Annotated in this window: 15 protein-coding genes; 4 read left to right on the forward strand and 11 right to left on the reverse strand. The window is 71.6% G+C overall.

Annotated features, from left to right (window positions below; all coding sequences use genetic code 11):
* Positions 1–554 precede the first annotated feature (554 nt).
* The gene (gene trpS, locus ABZ471_RS09810; RefSeq protein ID WP_359064335.1) at positions 555–1,580 is read left to right on the forward strand and encodes a tryptophan--tRNA ligase; all 1,026 of its coding nucleotides are present in this window, start codon (positions 555–557) and stop codon (positions 1,578–1,580) included.
* 45 nt (positions 1,581–1,625) lie between these two features.
* Here trpS and proC read toward each other — a convergent pair whose 3' ends face one another.
* The 4 genes from proC to ABZ471_RS09830 all read right to left on the reverse strand — a co-directional run bounded on the left by proC (position 1,626) and on the right by ABZ471_RS09830 (position 5,010).
* On the reverse strand, positions 1,626–2,438 hold the full coding sequence (gene proC, locus ABZ471_RS09815; RefSeq protein ID WP_359064337.1) for a pyrroline-5-carboxylate reductase: 813 nt from the start codon (positions 2,436–2,438) through the stop codon (positions 1,626–1,628).
* Between the two features lie 63 nt (positions 2,439–2,501).
* Complete coding sequence (locus ABZ471_RS09820; protein ID WP_359064339.1) at positions 2,502–3,284, reverse strand: ABC transporter permease; 783 nt, start codon at positions 3,282–3,284, stop codon at positions 2,502–2,504.
* Complete coding sequence (locus tag ABZ471_RS09825) at positions 3,281–4,114, reverse strand: ABC transporter ATP-binding protein (protein ID WP_359064341.1); 834 nt, start codon at positions 4,112–4,114, stop codon at positions 3,281–3,283. Before ABZ471_RS09825 ends, ABZ471_RS09820 begins: the two co-directional genes overlap by 4 nt.
* 116 nt (positions 4,115–4,230) lie before the next feature.
* Positions 4,231–5,010, reverse strand: coding sequence for a class I SAM-dependent methyltransferase (locus tag ABZ471_RS09830; protein WP_359064343.1), 780 nt, complete (start codon positions 5,008–5,010; stop codon positions 4,231–4,233).
* A gap of 130 nt (positions 5,011–5,140) precedes the next feature.
* Here ABZ471_RS09830 and ABZ471_RS09835 point away from each other — a divergent pair, with 130 nt between their 5' ends.
* On the forward strand, positions 5,141–5,629 hold the full coding sequence (locus ABZ471_RS09835) for an SAM-dependent methyltransferase (protein WP_359064345.1): 489 nt from the start codon (positions 5,141–5,143) through the stop codon (positions 5,627–5,629).
* A 10-nt stretch (positions 5,630–5,639) separates the two neighbouring features.
* On the opposite strand, the gene ABZ471_RS09840 is transcribed toward ABZ471_RS09835, so the two are convergent.
* Positions 5,640–6,164 carry an EamA/RhaT family transporter gene (locus ABZ471_RS09840; protein WP_359064347.1) on the reverse strand — a complete coding sequence of 175 codons (525 nt, stop codon included), beginning with the start codon at positions 6,162–6,164 and terminating at the stop codon, positions 5,640–5,642.
* A gap of 55 nt (positions 6,165–6,219) precedes the next feature.
* A complete protein-coding gene (locus ABZ471_RS09845) occupies positions 6,220–6,537 on the reverse strand; it encodes an SH3 domain-containing protein (protein WP_359064349.1) in 318 nt (105 codons plus the stop codon).
* Between the two features lie 182 nt (positions 6,538–6,719).
* Here ABZ471_RS09845 and ABZ471_RS09850 point away from each other — a divergent pair, with 182 nt between their 5' ends.
* Positions 6,720–8,807 (forward strand): serine/threonine-protein kinase, encoded by a 2,088-nt coding sequence (locus tag ABZ471_RS09850; RefSeq protein WP_359064351.1) that lies wholly within the window; start codon positions 6,720–6,722, stop codon positions 8,805–8,807.
* Between the two features lie 79 nt (positions 8,808–8,886).
* Here the strand turns inward: ABZ471_RS09850 and ilvD are convergent, their stop codons facing one another.
* From ilvD to ABZ471_RS09870, 4 genes are all read right to left on the reverse strand, one after another.
* Entirely contained in the window at positions 8,887–10,740 is a 1,854-nt protein-coding gene (ilvD, locus tag ABZ471_RS09855; RefSeq protein WP_359064353.1) for a dihydroxy-acid dehydratase, read from the reverse strand.
* Between the two features lie 137 nt (positions 10,741–10,877).
* Complete coding sequence (locus ABZ471_RS09860; RefSeq protein WP_359064355.1) at positions 10,878–11,483, reverse strand: TetR family transcriptional regulator; 606 nt, start codon at positions 11,481–11,483, stop codon at positions 10,878–10,880.
* Entirely contained in the window at positions 11,480–12,298 is an 819-nt protein-coding gene (locus tag ABZ471_RS09865) for a sugar phosphate isomerase/epimerase (RefSeq protein WP_359064357.1), read from the reverse strand. Before ABZ471_RS09865 ends, ABZ471_RS09860 begins: the two co-directional genes overlap by 4 nt.
* Before the next feature lie 162 nt (positions 12,299–12,460).
* Positions 12,461–13,393 (reverse strand): Ppx/GppA phosphatase family protein, encoded by a 933-nt coding sequence (locus ABZ471_RS09870; RefSeq protein ID WP_359064359.1) that lies wholly within the window; start codon positions 13,391–13,393, stop codon positions 12,461–12,463.
* A gap of 71 nt (positions 13,394–13,464) precedes the next feature.
* Here ABZ471_RS09870 and ABZ471_RS09875 point away from each other — a divergent pair, with 71 nt between their 5' ends.
* On the forward strand, positions 13,465–14,313 hold the full coding sequence (locus ABZ471_RS09875; protein ID WP_359064361.1) for a hypothetical protein: 849 nt from the start codon (positions 13,465–13,467) through the stop codon (positions 14,311–14,313).
* An 87-nt stretch (positions 14,314–14,400) separates the two neighbouring features.
* Here the strand turns inward: ABZ471_RS09875 and ABZ471_RS09880 are convergent, their stop codons facing one another.
* Positions 14,401–16,086 carry a hypothetical protein gene (locus ABZ471_RS09880; protein WP_359064363.1) on the reverse strand — a complete coding sequence of 562 codons (1,686 nt, stop codon included), beginning with the start codon at positions 16,084–16,086 and terminating at the stop codon, positions 14,401–14,403.
* Between the last annotated feature and the right edge of the window lie 134 nt (positions 16,087–16,220).

The raw sequence follows: 16,220 nt of genomic DNA on the forward strand, positions 1-16,220 counted from the left end.
GATTTCCTCGGTGCTTTCCAGGTTCTCGCTTTCGCGTTTCCCTTTCCGGCGGTTCCGACTCTATCAGATCCTTTCGGGCCTGACCCCCAGTCAGCGGGGTTTGTCTTCCCGGCCGCTGGGCCGTTCCGACGAGTGAGACTTTAGCGGATTCCTGGCTCCCGAGCTAATCGGGGCTGCGTCCTTTCGAACGCGGATTCCTCATTCCGTAATTACGCACACCAAAGCACTCGGCGCCGAAGCGTCGGGGAGTGGCTGGTACTTGCGGAATGGCTGTCCGGGGACCGACCGGAGTCGGCGCTCACGTCGGACAACTCGGAGAACACTACGTATCGGGTCGGGGCGTGTCAACTCGTCTCCTCGGGCTCCGTCGGGGCGCGTACTCTTGCAGGCGTGACTACGCGTACGTGTGCCCAGCAGTGGTGGGCCGCCTGACCGGCGGCCGTACACACGTATGCACTCAACGGCCGCCGCCTCGGCGGCCGTTCTCGTATCTCCTCCAGAACTCCGGGGGCCGGCCCACCGGGACGGCGGCTCGACCAGGAGGTGGAGTGGAGATGACGCGGGTCTTCAGCGGGATCAAGCCGACCGGGCACCTGACCCTCGGGAACTACCTGGGGGCCGTGCGGCGCTGGGTCGAGGTGGACCAGCACCGGTCGGACGCGCTGTTCTGCATCGTCGATCTGCACGCGCTGACCGTGGACCACGATCCGGCGCGGGTGCGCAGGCTCAGCCGGCAGGCGGCGACGCTGCTGCTGGCGTCGGGGCTCGACCCGGAGTTGTGCACGGTGTTCCTGCAGAGCCATGTAGACGAGCACACGCGGCTGTCGTACCTGCTGGAGTGCGTGGCGACCGACGGCGAGATGCGGCGGATGATCCAGTACAAGGAGAAGTCCGTGCGGGAGCGGGAACGCGGCGGGAGCGTGCGGCTGTCGCTGCTGACGTATCCGGCGCTGATGGCGGCGGACATCCTGGCGTACGGGACGGACGAGGTGCCGGTCGGGGACGACCAGACGCAGCACGTCGAGCTGACGCGGGATCTGGCGGTTCGGTTCAACCAGCGGTACGGGCACACGTTCGTGGTGCCGAAGACCACTCGTTCGGCGGCGGCCGCTCGGGTGATGAACCTCCAGGACCCGACGGCGAAGATGGGGAAGTCCGACGACTCGGGGCCGGGGATCGTCTATCTGCTGGACGAGCCGGACACGGTGCGCAGGAAGGTCATGCGGGCCGTGACCGACAGCGGGCGGGAGGTGGAGTACGACCGGGAGGCGCGGCCGGGGGTCGCGAATCTGCTGGCGATCCTCGCCGCGTGCACGGGTGGGAACCCGGAGGCCCTCGCCGGTGTGTACGAGTCGTACGGGGCCCTGAAGAAGGACACCGCGGAGGCCGTGGTGGAGGTTCTCCGGCCCGTGCAGGCCAGGCACAGGGAGTTGTGCGCGGAGCCTGCATATGTGGAGGGGGTGCTGCGGGACGGTGCGGAGAAGGCCAGGGCGATGGCCCGGCCGACCGTCGATACCGCTTATCGGGCGATCGGGCTGCTGCCGCCCGTGTCGGAGCCTGCGTCGCGCGCCGCCCTCTAGCCACAAGGCGGCGGGGTGACCCGCCGCCTTCGGGTGCTGTGGGATTCAGTCCTTGTTGCCGGAGGCGAGTTCGCGGCTTCGGTCGCGGGCGGCTTCGAGGGCGGCGATGAGGGCCGCGCGCACTCCGTGGTTCTCCAGTTCGCGGATGGCGTTGATCGTCGTACCGGCCGGGGAGGTGACGTTCTCACGGAGCTTGACGGGGTGCTCGCCGCTGTCGCGCAGCATCACTGCGGCGCCGATGGCGGACTGGACGATGAGGTCGTGGGCCTTGTCGCGGGGCAGGCCGAGCAGGATGCCGGCATCGGTCATGGCCTCGACCAGGTAGAAGAAGTACGCCGGGCCGGAGCCGGACAGGGCGGTGCAGGCGTCCTGCTGGCTCTCGGGGACGCGGAGGGTCTTGCCGACCGCACCGAAGATCTCCTCGGCGGTGGCGAGGTGGTCGGCGGTGGCGTGGCTGCCGGCGGAGATGACGGACATGGCCTCGTCGACGAGGGCGGGGGTGTTCGTCATGACGCGGACGACCGGGGTGCCTGGGACGAGGCGCTCCTCGAAGAAGGAGGTGGGGATGCCGGCGGCTCCGCTGATGACCAGGCGGTCGGCGGGGACGTGCGGGGCGAGTTCGTCCAGGAGGGTGCCCATGTCCTGCGGCTTGACCGTGAGGATCAGGGTGTCGGCGGTCTTGGCGGCCTCGGCGTTGGGGACCGGGGTGACTCCGTAGCGGGTGCGGAGTTCTTCGGCGCGTTCCGGGCGGCGGGCGGTGACGAGGAGGTCCGCCGGGGCCCAGCCGGCCCGGATCATTCCGCTGAGCAGGGCTTCGCCGATCTTGCCGGTGCCGAGGACTGCGACTTTCTGGCTCATGCGGTTCAGTTTCGCACCGGTGCGGAGGGTGGCGGGTGGGTTGTCCGGTGGGCGGAACGTCGCCTACGCGGTCCGTCGGCGCAGTGTCGCGGCCCCCAGTCCCAGCACCAGCAGGGCGCAGCCCGCCACGATCAGGACGTCCCGCACGAAGGTGGCCGTCATGTCCGTGTGGTGGAGGACCTGGTTCATGCCGTCGACGGCGTACGACATCGGAAGGACGTCGGAGATGGCTTCGAGTGCGGGGTGCATGGCGGAGCGGGGAGTGAAGAGGCCGCAGAGGAGGAGCTGGGGAAAGATCACCGCGGGCATGAACTGGACCGCCTGGAATTCCGAGGCCGCGAAGGCCGAGACGAAGAGTCCGAGGGCTGTGCCGAGCAGGGCGTCGAGGAGGGCGACGAGCAGGAGCAGCCAGGGAGAGCCGGTGACGTCCAGGCCGAGGAGCCAGACGGCGAGTCCGGTGGCGAGGGCCGACTGGACGATGGCGAGGGCGCCGAAGGCGAGGGCGTAGCCGGCGATGAGGTCGGCTTTGCCGAGGGGCATGGCGAGGAGGCGTTCGAGGGTGCCCGAGGTGCGTTCGCGCAGGGTGGCGATGGAGGTCACCAGGAACATCGTGATCAGCGGGAAGATGCCGAGCAGGGATGCGCCGATGTTGTCGAAGGTGCGCGGGCTGGCGTCGAAGACGTAGCGCAGCAGGATCAGCATCAGGCAGGGGATGAGGATCAGCAGCGCGATGGTTCTCGGGTCGTGGCGGAGCTGGCGTAGTACGCGGGCCGCCGTGGCGGTGGTGCGGGCGGCGTTCAGGGCGCTGGTGGGTGCGGCGGGGGCGGTGTGTGTCGTCGTGCTCATCGGGTCGTCTCCTTGGTGCGGTCCGCGGCGGCGGCCTCGTCCACGAGGCGGAGGAAGGCGGCCTCGACGGTGTCGGTGCCGGTGCGGGTGCGGAGGGCGTCCGGGGTGTCGTCGGCGAGGATCCGGCCGTCGCGCATGAGGAGGAGACGGTGGCAGCGCTCGGCCTCGTCCATGACGTGGGAGGAGACGAGAAGGGTGGCGCCGCGGGTGGTCGCGAGGTCGTGGAAGAGGTTCCACAGGTCGCGGCGCAGGACGGGGTCGAGGCCGACGGTCGGTTCGTCGAGGACGAGGAGTTCGGGGGCGCCGAGGAGGGCGACGGCGAGGGAGACGCGGCTGCGCTGGCCACCGGAGAGGTTGCCGGCGAGGGCGTCGGCGTGACTGGTGAGGTCGACGTCGGTGAGGACGCGTTCGACGTCCTGGCGGCGTTCGGCGGCGATGGGGGTCCCCCCGCGCGAGCGCATTCGAGCGTGGGGGAGGCCGGGGTCGAGGATCGCGGCGAAGTAGTCGAGGTTCTGGCGGACGGTCAGGTCGTCGTAGACGGAGGGGGCCTGGGTCACGTAGCCGATGCGGCTGCGCAGGGTGGGGTGGCCGGCGGGGCGGCCGAGGACTTCGAGGGTGCCGGTGACCTTGGCCTGGGTGCCGACGATCGAGCGCATCAGGGTCGACTTGCCGCATCCGGAGGGGCCGAGGAGGCCGGTGATCTGGCCGCGGGGGACGGTGAAGCCGAGGTGGTGGAGGACGGTGCGGGGGCCGCGGACGACGGTGAGGTCCTGGGCGTGGACGGCGTGCGGTGCCGGTGGTCGGGGTGGGTCGGACACATAATTCATCATGCGATGAATAATTAGTCCGGCAGCTCGGCGCCGTCAAGTGGTGGGGGCCGCTGCGCCGTACACGCAAACGGCGGCCCGGGAGGAAACCGGGCCGCCGCTGCTGGGGAGGCGTGGGGTCAGGGCTTGGTCGCGACGAGCAGGAGCACGTCGTACGTCTCCTCGACCATGCCGTCCGGGAAGACCTTCAGCACATGGCCGCGCTCCTCCTCCAGGAACGCGTTCCTGCGCTCCTCGGGAGTGACCAGGAAGCCCGAGTGGCTGCCGATGTTGGCGAGGTGGGTGTCGATCGGGATGCGCCGGCTCCAGCGAACCTCGCGGCGGGTGAAGCGGAGGCGGCCGCTGGGATCGGCGAGATCGGTGCGGTCACCGGCCCTGCGCTTCTCGGCGGCGGTGTCGATGCCGAAGAAGCGGTAGATGCGGTCGGCCGACTCGGCGATCCACTCGACGTCGAGCGCGTCGGCGTTCCACCACAGCGCCAGCGCACCGCCCGGCCGCAGCACGCGCAGTGCCTCCGGCACCGAGTGCGCCGGGTCGGTCCAGTGCCAGGCCTGGGCGTAGGTGAGGAAGTCGACCTGGCCGTCGGCGACGGGGAGGGCGTTGCCGTTGCCCCGCACGATCGGGATGTGCGGCAGTGCGCGGCGGAACTCGGCGGCCATGCCGTCACCGGGCTCGACCGCGAGGACGTCGGCGCCGCGGGCGGCCAGCAGGGTGGTCGCAATTCCGGTCCCGGCGCCGACGTCCACGACTCGTGCGCCGGAGAGCGGCCGGCCGGACAGCTCCTCGACGGTGTCGAAGAGGGCGGCCGGGTAGGAGGGGCGGTTCGCGGCGTACTGGGCCGCGGCGGCGTTGAAGGAGTGGGCACGGGCGGCGGGCGAGGGCGGTTGTGTTGTGGTCACCAGGCCATGGTGCTGACGCGGCAGGGCCGGCGACAGCGGATATACGGGACAGGGCACCGGCCGCCGGGCGGCACGGATAGCGTGGCCCGAGTTCACTGGATCACCGGTGTGTTGGCGAAGGGTGGGAGCCATGGCCGAGCAGGGCGGGGACATCGGGGACGCGGTGATCGCGTATCCGGTCGGCCGGGTGGTCGGCGGGCGGGCGGACGTACGGGACGACGAGTGGGGGGAGGTCCGCTCGGTGATCCGCATCGACGGCGACCGGTTCACGGCGGAGGCGCTGGCCGGGCTGGACTCCTTCTCCCACCTGGAGGTCGTCTATCACTTCGACCGGGTGCCGGAGGAGAAGATCGAGACCGGGGCCCGGCACCCGCGCGGCAACACCGACTGGCCGAAGGTCGGCATCTTCGCCCAGCGCGGCAAGAACCGGCCCAACCGGATCGGCGTCTCGCGCTGCCGCGTGCTGCGGGTGGACGGGCTGGACGTGCAGGTCGCGGGACTTGATGCCGTGGACGGGACGCCGGTGCTGGACATCAAGCCGTACATGGCGGAATTCGGGCCGCAAGGTGAGACCAGTCAGCCCGAGTGGGCCACGGCGATCATGAGCCGGTACTACTGACCGCTGCGGGCTACCGGTGCCGCTTCTTCTTCGAGGGGTTGCCGGTCCGTCGGGAGGACCGGCGGTCGTACTCCTCGCGGGACTTGTCGTACTCCGTGCGGTGCAGTTTCTCGCCCGGGGCCTCGGTGAGGGAGCGGAAGAAGTAGGCGAGCAGGGAGCCGACGAAGCCGATCGCGAGCAGGCCGCGCAGGGAGGCCTGGCGCTGGGGGTCCTGGCGCTTGCCGAAGCCCTCCCAGGTGTTGCGGAAGGCGAGCGCGCTGCAGATCGCGAACATGGCGACGACCAGCACGATCACGAAGGCGCCGGTGTCGGCGATCCGGATGCCCTCGTAGGCGAAGTTCAGGACCAGGCAGGAGACCGCGGCCGCGGCGAGGGAGCCGACGGCCACGCCGGCCCGGCGGGCCGCGTACCCGTTGTCGTGGTTCACCCAGGACGTGCCGAAGAAGCGGAGGGGCTCGGGGCGGGGACCGCCGCTCGGGGCCGCGCCGCCCGCGGAGCCCGCCGGGGTGTCCGGGGTGCCGGTTTCGTCGCTCACGGGACGATTATGGCGCCGGGCGGTGACGGGCTCCTCGTCGGGTCGGCCGTGGCGTTCAGCCGCAGCGCGCGGCGATGTAACCGTCGGCGCCCGTCTGTACGTAGGCGTCCGCGACGTACTCTCCGTTGTTGATGTTGTCCCAGATCTTCGACGTCCCGTACGGGCCCGCCACCGCCGTGCCCGGCGTCTGGCAGTAGATCGGGACCTTGGCGCCGTAGGGCAGGACCCGGACGATGTTGTAGTCGGTGCCGGGGCCGCTGCGGACGTTCAGCCGGACGCCCGGGGCGACCGAGTAGTAGCGCACGGCCTCCGTTGCCACCGCGGCCTCCGCGGCGTCGGTGTTCCCCAGCTCTTCGACGCGCTCGACAGACATGACGTGTCTCCCCCCGGTGACCCCATGGCTGCCATGGGGCCTCGTTGATTCCCCTGAATCGAGCCACGAAACACCTGTGCGCGACTCGCACGCGGAGGTTAGCAAGCCGCCTCTGTCTCGTACGAGTCATCGACTAGGCTCCGTGCGTCGCGCGCGCGGTCGAACAGCACGGGGGTTGGTCCATGGCGCCACAGCGCAGCACCGGAGCGGGCGCGGAAGCGGAACTTCCCGAATACGCCGGTCACTACTGTCTGGAGTCGTGTCTGGGTTCGGGCGGCATGGGCGTCGTACACCTGGCGCGGAGCACCTCGGGGATGAAGCTCGCGGTGAAGGTCGTGCACGCCGAATTCGCCCGGGATCCCGAGTTCAGGGGCCGTTTCCGGCAGGAGGTGGCGGCCGCGCGGAGGGTGAGCGGTGCCTTCACGGCGCCGGTCGTGGATGCCGATCCGGAGGCCGAACGGCCGTGGATGGCCACGCTGTTCATTCCTGGTCCGACGCTCTCCGAGCATGTGAAGCGGAACGGACCGATGCCGGCCGCGCAGTTGCGTCGGCTGATGGCGGGGCTCGCCGAGGCGTTGCGCGACATCCACCGGGTGGGCGTGGTGCACCGGGATCTCAAGCCGAGCAACGTGCTGCTCGCCGATGACGGGCCGAAGGTCATCGACTTCGGCATCTCCCGGCCGAAGGACAGCGAACTGCGGACCGAGACGGGCAAGCTGATCGGCACACCGCCGTTCATGGCGCCCGAGCAGTTCCGGCGGCCGCGGGAGGTGGGGCCGGCGGCGGACATCTTCGCCCTCGGCTCGGTGCTGGTGCACGCGGCGACCGGCCGCGGCCCGTTCGATTCCGACAGTCCGTACGTCGTCGCCTACCAGGTGGTGCACGACGAGCCCGATCTGACCGGGGTGCCGGAGAGCCTGGCGCCGTTGGTGCTGCGCTGTCTCGCCAAGGAACCCGAGGAGCGGCCGACTCCGGACGAGCTGATGCGGGAACTGCGGTCGGTGGCGGCCTCGTACGACACGCAGGCGTTCATACCGGCGCAGCGCACGGGTGAGGTGTCCGCCCCTGAGCCCCGCGCCGAGGACGCACCGCCGGCGGCGCGGAGGCGCATGGGCAGGAAGGCGGTTCTGGGTGCGGGAGCGCTCGGCCTCGTCCTGGTCGGCGGGTTGGCGTCGCTGCCGTTCATCGGCGGCGACCCCGCGCCTGCGCCGTCCGGGACGCCGACCGCGCAGACCGCCAGGCCCTGGGCCGTGAAGGCCGCCCCCGAGAGCAGCGGAATGCCCCAATGCTCCTACGGGGACGGAAAGTTGCTCTGTGTGCAGTCCGGCGCGGTCTACGCGCTCTCCCCCGCCGACGGCACCCGGCTGTGGCAGCGTTCGGTCGCCCTGCAGGCCATGAGCGGGGCGCCGGTTCTCTCGGCCGGCCTGGTGCAGCCCTACACCAGCGGGGGTTCGCGGCTGGCCGCGCTCAGGCCCGCCTCGGGCGAGGCGGTCTGGAACCGGGTACTACCGGCGGGCACGATGGTGCGGTATGTCGGGGCTACGGCTCTGCTCACGGGCGCCGACGGAACCGTGACCGCGCTGGACGGCGCGACGGGCGGGACCCGGTGGAGCCATCCGATCAGCGGGCAGGCCAGGCCGGTCTTCGCCGCCTTCCCGGGCGATCCGCTGGCCTACGCGACCAGCACCTCAGGCGACGGGTCGCAGACGCTCGTGACCGCGGTGGATCCGGAAACCGGACACGTACGGTGGCAGGAGCGGCTGAGCGGGACCATGAAGCCCGTCGGTTCCGGGGACGGTGCCGTCTTCTTCCTCTCCGTCGACCGGGTCTACGGCACGGCGAAGGCGGTCGTCCGTTTCACTCCCGGGACCCGGTCCTCGCACCGGGTGGACCTCCCGGTGGCCCTGGACGGTGCTCAGGCCACCGTGCGCGGGGACATGGTCTACCTCCTGGCCGCCGGTGGCCTGCTCCAGGCCGTGGACATGTCGGACCAGCGCCTTCCGTGGCGTCTGGAGACGTCGGTGAGCCGAGGTTCGGCGCCCGTCACGGACGGCCGGCACGTGTTCTTCACCGCGAGCGACGGACGGCTCCTCGCCGTCGACGCGCGCGGCGGAACGCTCGTCGGGCAGACCCGGGCACGCCTGGGCGCACAGGCCACCCAGGTGATGGGGGCACCCTCCGCACCGCTGCTCAGCCACGGCCGCGTCTACGCCACCGCCCCCGACGGCACGGTCTTCACCCTCGACGGACGGGATCCGTCCGCCTGGTGAGGGGGCCTGGGGAGGCAGGCACGCGGGGCAGCGGAACGGGGCCGTCCCCGACCGGAGGCGGCCCCGCTCGAAGATCCGCTCAGCCCAGCTTGCTCACGTCGCGCACCGCGCCCTTGTCCGCGCTCGTCGCCATCGCCGCATAGGCCCGCAGCGCCGCCGACACCTTCCGGTCACGGTCCTTCGGGGCGAAGACCCCGCCCAGGGCCTGCTCGCGGCGGGCCAGCTCCGCCTCGTCGACCAGCAGCTCGATCGTGCGGTTCGGGATGTCGATGCGGATCCGGTCACCGTCCTGGACCAGGGCGATCGTGCCGCCGGAGGCCGCCTCGGGGGACGCGTGGCCGATGGAGAGGCCGGACGTGCCGCCGGAGAAGCGGCCGTCGGTGATCAGGGCGCAGCTCTTGCCCAGGCCGCGGCCCTTCAGGTACGAGGTCGGGTAGAGCATCTCCTGCATGCCTGGGCCGCCCTTGGGGCCCTCGTAGCGGATGACGACGACGTCGCCGTCCTTGACCTCCTGGGTGAGGATCCGCTGGACGGCCTCCTCCTGGGACTCGCAGACCACGGCCGGGCCCTCGAAGGTCCAGATGGACTCGTCGACGCCCGCGGTCTTCACCACACAGCCGTCCACGGCCAGGTTGCCCCTGAGGACCGCGAGGCCGCCGTCCTTGGAGTAGGCGTGCTCGGCGCTGCGGATGCAGCCGTCCTCGGCGTCCTCGTCCAGGGCCTCCCAGCGCTCGGACTGGGAGAAGGCCTCGGCGGAGCGGACGCAGCCGGGGGCCGCGTGCCACAGTTCGACGGCCTCGGGGGACGGGGAGCCGCCGCGGACGTCCCAGGTCTTCAGCCAGTCGTCCAGGGAGGGGCTGTGGACCGCGTGCACGTCCTCGTTGAGCAGGCCGGCGCGGTGCAGTTCGCCGAGGAGGGCGGGAATGCCGCCGGCGCGGTGCACGTCCTCCATGTAGTACGTGCGGTTCTTCGCGACGTTGGGCGCGACCTTGGCCAGGCAGGGGACGCGGCGGGAGACGGCGTCGATCTGCTCCAGGCCGAACGGGACGCCCGCCTCCTGGGCCGCGGCCAGCAGGTGCAGGATCGTGTTCGTGGAGCCGCCCATGGCGATGTCGAGCGCCATGGCGTTCTCGAAGGCCGCGAAGGTGGCGATGTTGAGCGGCAGGACCGTGTCGTCGTCCTGCTCGTAGTAGCGGCGGGTCAGGTCCATGACCGTGTGGGCAGCGTTCTCGTAGAGCGCGCGGCGGGCCGTGTGGGTGGCGAGGACCGAGCCGTTGCCGGGGAGGGAGAGGCCCATGGCCTCGGTCAGGCAGTTCATCGAGTTGGCGGTGAACATGCCGGAACAGCTGCCGCAGGTCGGGCAGGCGTTCTCCTCGATCCGGAGGATGTCCTCGTCCGAGATCTTGTCGTTGACGGCGTCGGAGATCGCGTCGACCAGGTCGAGGGTGCGGACCGTGCCGTCGACCAGCGTGGCGCGGCCGGACTCCATGGGGCCGCCGGAGACGAAGACCGTCGGGATGTTCAGGCGCAGGGCCGCCATCAGCATGCCCGGGGTGATCTTGTCGCAGTTGGAGATGCAGACCATGGCGTCGGCGCAGTGGGCCTCCACCATGTACTCCACGCTGTCCGCGATCAGGTCGCGGGAGGGCAGGGAGTACAGCATGCCGCCGTGGCCCATCGCGATGCCGTCGTCCACGGCGATCGTGTTGAACTCGCGCGGGATGCCGCCCGCCTCCCTGATCGCCTCGCTCACGATGCGGCCGACCGGCTGGAGGTGGGTGTGGCCCGGCACGAACTCCGTGAAGGAGTTCGCGACCGCGATGATCGGCTTCCGGCCGATGTCCGCACCGGGTACACCGGAGGCGCGCATAAGGGCGCGGGCGCCCGCCATGTTGCGGCCGTGGGTGACTGTGCGGGACCTCAGCTCGGGCATCGTCGCTCGCTCCTTCGAAGACCATCTGCCAGGGAGTTCTGACAGAGAGTTCTGACTCCCTACGAGCGTACGCCGCCCCTCCAAGGGCTGGACAAGGATGTCCGGAATGCGGGACGCGTGTTCCACGGGCGCAGCTGTCAGGGCTGCGTCAGATGCCCCTGCACCACCGGTGCCACCCGCGCGACGATCTGCTCCAGGTCCGCCGAGGCCAGCGGCTCCAGCTTGATCACGTAGCGCATCATCGCCGCGCCCACCAGCTGCGCGGCCGCCAGCTCGGCGCGCAGCTCCGCGTCCGGCAGGTCCAGCTGGGCGGCGACGCGGCGCAGCAGCTGGGTGGCGACGAGCCGGCGAAAGACTGCGGCGGCCGTCTCGTTGTTGACGGCGGACCTGAGGATCGCGAGGAGGGGCGCACGGGTCGTGGGGTTCTCCCAGACGCCGAGGACGAAGCGGGTCAGCCGCTCCCCCACCCCCTCCAGCGGGCCTTCGGCCAGCGCGTTCGGCGCGTCGAGCGCGGGTGCGAAGGCGACCTCGATGGCCGCCTCGAAGACCTGTTCCTTGGTGCCGAAGTAGTGGTGGACGAGCGCGGAGTCGACCCCGGCGGCCTTGGCGATACCGCGTACGGACGTCTTCTCGTACCCGCGTTCGGAGAACTCCTCGCGGGCCGCGCCGAGGATGCGGTCGCGGGTGTCGGCGGACTCGGCGCGCGGCGGCCGTCCCCTTCGGCGTGAGGTCGTCCCGGTCATCGCCGCGGCACCTTCACGGCGGAGGTCAGGTGCTGGCGGGTGAAGGCCAGGGCCTCGGCGAGGTCGGCCTCGCGCTCGGCGCTGGACATCGCCCGCCGGGTGTTGACCTCGATGACGACATGGCCGTCGAAACCGGTGAGCACGAGGCGCTCCAGCAGCTCGGCGCAGGGCTGGGTGCCGCGGCCGGGGACCAGGTGCTCGTCCTTGGCCGAGCCGCGGCCGTCGGCGAGGTGGACGTGGCCGAGGCGGTCGCCCATGCGGTCGACCATGTGCAGCGCGTCCGTGCGGGCCGTGGCCGTGTGGCTGAGATCGACCGTGAAGTGCCGGTAGTCGTCCTTGGTGACGTCCCACTCGGGCGCGTAGGCCAGCATCTCGCGGTCGCGGTAGCGCCACGGGTACATGTTCTCGACGGCGAACCGGACGTCCGTCTCGTGCGCCATCCGCCAGATCCCGGAGACGAAGTCGCGGGCGTACTGCCGCTGCCAGCGAAAGGGCGGGTGCACGACGACGGTGTCGGCGCCCAGCTTCTCGGCAGCCGCCCGGGCTCGCTGGAGCTTGATCCAGGGGTCGGTGGACCAGACCCGCTGGGTGATCAGCAGACAGGGGGCGTGAACGGCCAGGATCGGGATGCCGTGGTAGTCGGACAGACGGCGCAGGGCCTCGATGTCCTGGCTGACGGGGTCGGTCCACACCATGACCTCGACGCCGTCGTACCCGAGGCGCGCGGCGATCTCGAAGGCCGTCGCCGTCGACTCCGGGTAGACGGAGGCCGTGGACAGCGCGACGCTCACGGGCACGTCCCTTGCTTCAACCACGTCCGTCACCTTACGGGGTGGAGTGGTGAGGGCGTGGGGTGCCTGTTCGCCGTTGTGAGATGCGTCATTTGCGGGTGCGGGGTGGCCGGTCGCACCCACGCGGCGGAGCCGCATGTCGACACGGCCCCCGCCCCTGCCGATACAGGCCCCGCTCCGGCGTGCCTAGGCGCTTCCCATGTGGTCGAGGCGCCGGAGGATCACGCCCTCGCGCAGGGCCCACGGGCAGACTTCCAGGCTCTCCACGCCGAACAGGTCCATCGCGCCCTCGGCCACCAGGGCGCCCGCCAGGAGCTGGCCCGCCCTGCCCTCCGAGACGCCGGGGAGTTCGGAGCGCTGGTCCGCGGACATGCCGGACAGACGCGGGACCCAGGCCTCCAGGGACTCGCGCTTGAGTTCGCGCTGGACGTAGAGGCCGTCGGCACTGCGGGCGGCGCCGGCGATGCGGGCCAGCTGCTTGAAGGTCTTGGAGGTGGCGACCACGTGGTCGGGGGCGCCGAAGCGGCTGAATTCACCGACGGTCCGGGCGATCTGCGCGCGGACGTGGCGGCGCAGGGCGCGGACGGCGTCGGCGTCGGGCGGGTCGCCGGGCAGCCATCCGGCGGTGAGGCGGCCGGCGCCGAGCGGCAGGGAGACGGCGGTGTCCGGCTCCTCGTCGATGCCGTAGGCGATCTCCAGGGAGCCGCCGCCGATGTCCAGGACCAGCAGTTTTCCGGCGGACCAGCCGTACCAGCGGCGGACGGCGAGGAAGGTGAGCCGGGCCTCCTCCGGGCCCGTGAGGACCTGGAGTCGTACGCCGGTCTCCTCCTCCACGCGCGCGAGGACGTCGTCGGCGTTGGTGGCCTCGCGGACCGCGGAGGTAGCGAACGGCAGCAGGTCCTCCACGCCCTTGTCCTCGGCGGCCTGGAGCGCATCGCGCACGACGGCGATCAGTTTCTGGACACCGTCGTCACCGATGGAGCCGCTGTCGTCGAGCAGTTGGGCGAGCCGCAGTTCGGCCTTGTGCGAATGCGCGGGCAGCGGGCGCGCGCCGGGGTGAGCGTCCACCACCAGCAGATGCACCGTGTTCGAACCCACGTCCAGGACACCGAGTCTCATGTACGGAACGCTACTGCCAGAACCACAGTCCTCGGTCCCCCGATCGGCCCTCGGCCACTTACTCTGGACGCGTGCCAAAGACGAAGAAGGCGAAACCCGACAAAGCTGCCAAGGCAGAAAAGGGTGCGAAATCCGCCAAGAGCCCCCGGAAGGCCCAGAAGCCGAGCGACGAGAAGGGGCTCGACTTCGCGCGCGCATGGGTGGAGTTCCCTGATCCGGCGGACGACGAGCAGATCTTCCGCTGCGATCTGACCTGGCTGACCTCGCGCTGGAACTGCATCTTCGGCAGCGGCTGCCAGGGCATCCAGGCGGGCCGCGCCGACGACGGGTGCTGCACGCTGGGCGCCCACTTCTCCGACGAGGACGACGAGAAGCGGGTCGCCGAGCACGTGGCGAGGCTCACCCCGGAGATCTGGCAGCACCACGCCGAGGGCACACGCGACGGCTGGATCTCCGAGGACGACGAGGGGTCCCGGCAGACCCGGCCCTTCCAGGGCTCGTGCATCTTCCAGAACCGCCCCGGGTTCGCCGGCGGCGCGGGCTGCTCGCTGCACATCCTGGCCCTGAAGGAGGGGCGGGAGCCGCTGGAGACCAAGCCGGACGTGTGCTGGCAGCTGCCGATCCGGCGGACGTACGACTGGATCGACCGGCCCGACGACACGCGCGTGCTGCAGGTGTCGATCGGCGAGTACGACCGCCGGGGCTGGGGTCCGGGCGGCCATGACCTGCACTGGTGGTGCACGTCGGCGACCTCGGCGCACGGCGCGGGCGACCCGGTGTACGTCTCCTACCGGGCCGAGCTGACCGAGCTGATGGGCAAGGCCGGCTACGACCGCCTGGTCGAGCTGTGCGAACAGCGACTGGCGTCGCAGCTTCCCCTGGTGGCACCGCATCCGGCGGATCCGGCGGAAGCCCGCTAGCGCCTGTCCGGCGGATCGGGTCCCGCCCGGAGCGCCTTCTGGCGGACAGGTCCTGTCCGGAGCTCCGCCTGTCCGGCGGATCAGGTCCTAGCTGTCCGACGGGCTCGGGCTGCCGTCGTCGCTCGGCGGCGGGGACGAACTCGGCGGATCGGACGGGGTCGGGTCCGTGGGGCTGGGGCTCGGGTCGGTCGGGGACGGGGACTGACTGGAGGGCGGGTCCGTAGGGGCCGAGGGCGAGGACGTCGGGTCCGGGCTGCCGGTGGGGGGCGAGGGCGGGGCGGAGGGACCGCTCGGGGCGGTGCCGTAGCCGTCGATGGAGACCACGGCGCCGGCCGGTGAGATCGCCACCTGGGCGTGCCAGTGGCCGGACGGCTCGTGCAGATGGTCGACGTACACCTTGATCGTCAACGTCTCGCCGGGGGCGAGGGTTCCCGTGGACCGGCTGAGGTAGAGCCAGGCCGCCGAGGTGGACGCGGACCAGTGGACCGGGGCGGAACCGGAGGCGGTGAGGGAGATCAGCGTGGTGTCGCCGCCGTTGCCGGCGCTCACCGTGAGACGCCCTGCGCCCTTCTTGTCGCCTCCGGAGACACTGATGACCTCCACGGAGACGTCCGACGTGCCGTTCCGGCCCGGGCCGACGCCGGGCTTCACGCGGGCGTTTCCCGCGTTCTCGTAGCCGCCGGCGGTGTCGGCACCGAGCGCGTCGGGACCCTGAGCCTCACGTGCGGTGGCCGCGCGGCCGTCCTCGTCGGCGGTCGGCGTGCCCCGGTAGGCGGCCCACAGGGCGAGGACGGGGGCCGCGACGACGGTGGCGACGACGGTCGTGGTGACGGCACGCGCGCGTAGGCGGTCCCGGCGGGCCGCGCGGTCCTTGGGGTCCATCGGGAAGCCGCGCCGGTCGAAGCGGGGCACGGCCGCGCCCCGCGCGCGCGAGTGGTGCGCGAGGGCGACGTGCAGGGCCGCGCGGGGCGCCTCCAGGACAGGCAGCTCGGCCGGGGTGACCGCGGCGCCGGGCCAGTGGCCGGGCACCGCGCGCTCGGCGGTGCGGCGGCAGCGCGGGCAGTCGTCGACGTGCCGGACCAGCTCGCGGCGCAGGGCCGCGCTGAGGACCAGGCGGCTGTCTCCGGTGAGGTGGGCCACGCTCGGACAGCCGCCGGTCTCCACCACGGCGAGCGCGGCGCGGGTGCGCTCGACCTCGCAGGCCGCTGAGGCCAGCAGCTCGCGCGCGGTGGCGGTCTCCATGCCGAGGACGGCGGCGACCTCGTGGGCGGCGAGGTGGTGGCGGACAGCGAGTTCGAGGGACTCGCGCTGCTCGGGCGTGGTGCCGGCCGCCTCCGGCCAGGCGAGCAGGGCGAGTTCGCTCCGCCGCTGCTCCTGGACCTGCGGGGCGACCGGCGGATCGGGTACCTGCTTGCCGACCGCGGGGCGCCCCACCGCATGGGTGGCCTGACGTTTCTGCTTGGCCTCGGCGAGCCCGCGCAGGCACGCCCAGCGGGCCAGCGCGTACAGCCACGCCCTGCGGTCCGCGGCGGCCTCCGGGACGCGCTGACCGCGCCGCTCCGCCAGCGCCAGGACGTTCCCGAGGGCGGCGGTGGCCGCGTCGTGGTCGCACAGCACCGACAGGCAGTAGGTGAACAGACCGTCCAGGTACGGCTCGTAGCGCGCGGGCGGCCGCTGGGCGAGCGTGCGCGCGGCGGCTCGGTCGCGCACCTCGCGATGCGCGCGGTGCGCTCCGGGGGTGCGGGTCGTGGTCTGAGGACTGCTGCTCATCACCCGTGCGACCGTAGGCGGCGGCAGAGTGCCCCATCTTGCACCTTGAGCACTTTTAATCCGTACGGGTGAAACGATCCCTCATAAGGGGACAGGAACCTCTGATTCCGTGGCTCGAACCCGATGGGTCATGGCCG

Origin of the sequence: Streptomyces sp. NPDC005728, from assembly GCF_040630895.1 — a bacterium.
GTDB lineage: Bacteria > Actinomycetota > Actinomycetes > Streptomycetales > Streptomycetaceae > Streptomyces.

What these genes read in the sequence shown, in the direction of transcription:
- ABZ471_RS09870 (WP_359064359.1), bottom strand. Translation starts at nt 13,393, where the DNA reads ATGAGACTCGGTGTCCTGGACGTGGGTTCGAACACGGTGCATCTGCTG.
- ABZ471_RS09820 (WP_359064339.1), bottom strand. Translation starts at nt 3,284, where the DNA reads ATGAGCACGACGACACACACCGCCCCCGCCGCACCCACCAGCGCCCTG.
- ABZ471_RS09845 (WP_359064349.1), bottom strand. Translation starts at nt 6,537, where the DNA reads ATGTCTGTCGAGCGCGTCGAAGAGCTGGGGAACACCGACGCCGCGGAG.
- ABZ471_RS09860 (WP_359064355.1), bottom strand. Translation starts at nt 11,483, where the DNA reads ATGACCGGGACGACCTCACGCCGAAGGGGACGGCCGCCGCGCGCCGAG.
- ABZ471_RS09850 (WP_359064351.1), top strand. Translation starts at nt 6,720, where the DNA reads ATGGCGCCACAGCGCAGCACCGGAGCGGGCGCGGAAGCGGAACTTCCC.
- ABZ471_RS09825 (WP_359064341.1), bottom strand. Translation starts at nt 4,114, where the DNA reads ATGATGAATTATGTGTCCGACCCACCCCGACCACCGGCACCGCACGCC.
- ilvD (WP_359064353.1), bottom strand. Translation starts at nt 10,740, where the DNA reads ATGCCCGAGCTGAGGTCCCGCACAGTCACCCACGGCCGCAACATGGCG.
- ABZ471_RS09835 (WP_359064345.1), top strand. Translation starts at nt 5,141, where the DNA reads ATGGCCGAGCAGGGCGGGGACATCGGGGACGCGGTGATCGCGTATCCG.
- proC (WP_359064337.1), bottom strand. Translation starts at nt 2,438, where the DNA reads ATGAGCCAGAAAGTCGCAGTCCTCGGCACCGGCAAGATCGGCGAAGCC.
- trpS (WP_359064335.1), top strand. Translation starts at nt 555, where the DNA reads ATGACGCGGGTCTTCAGCGGGATCAAGCCGACCGGGCACCTGACCCTC.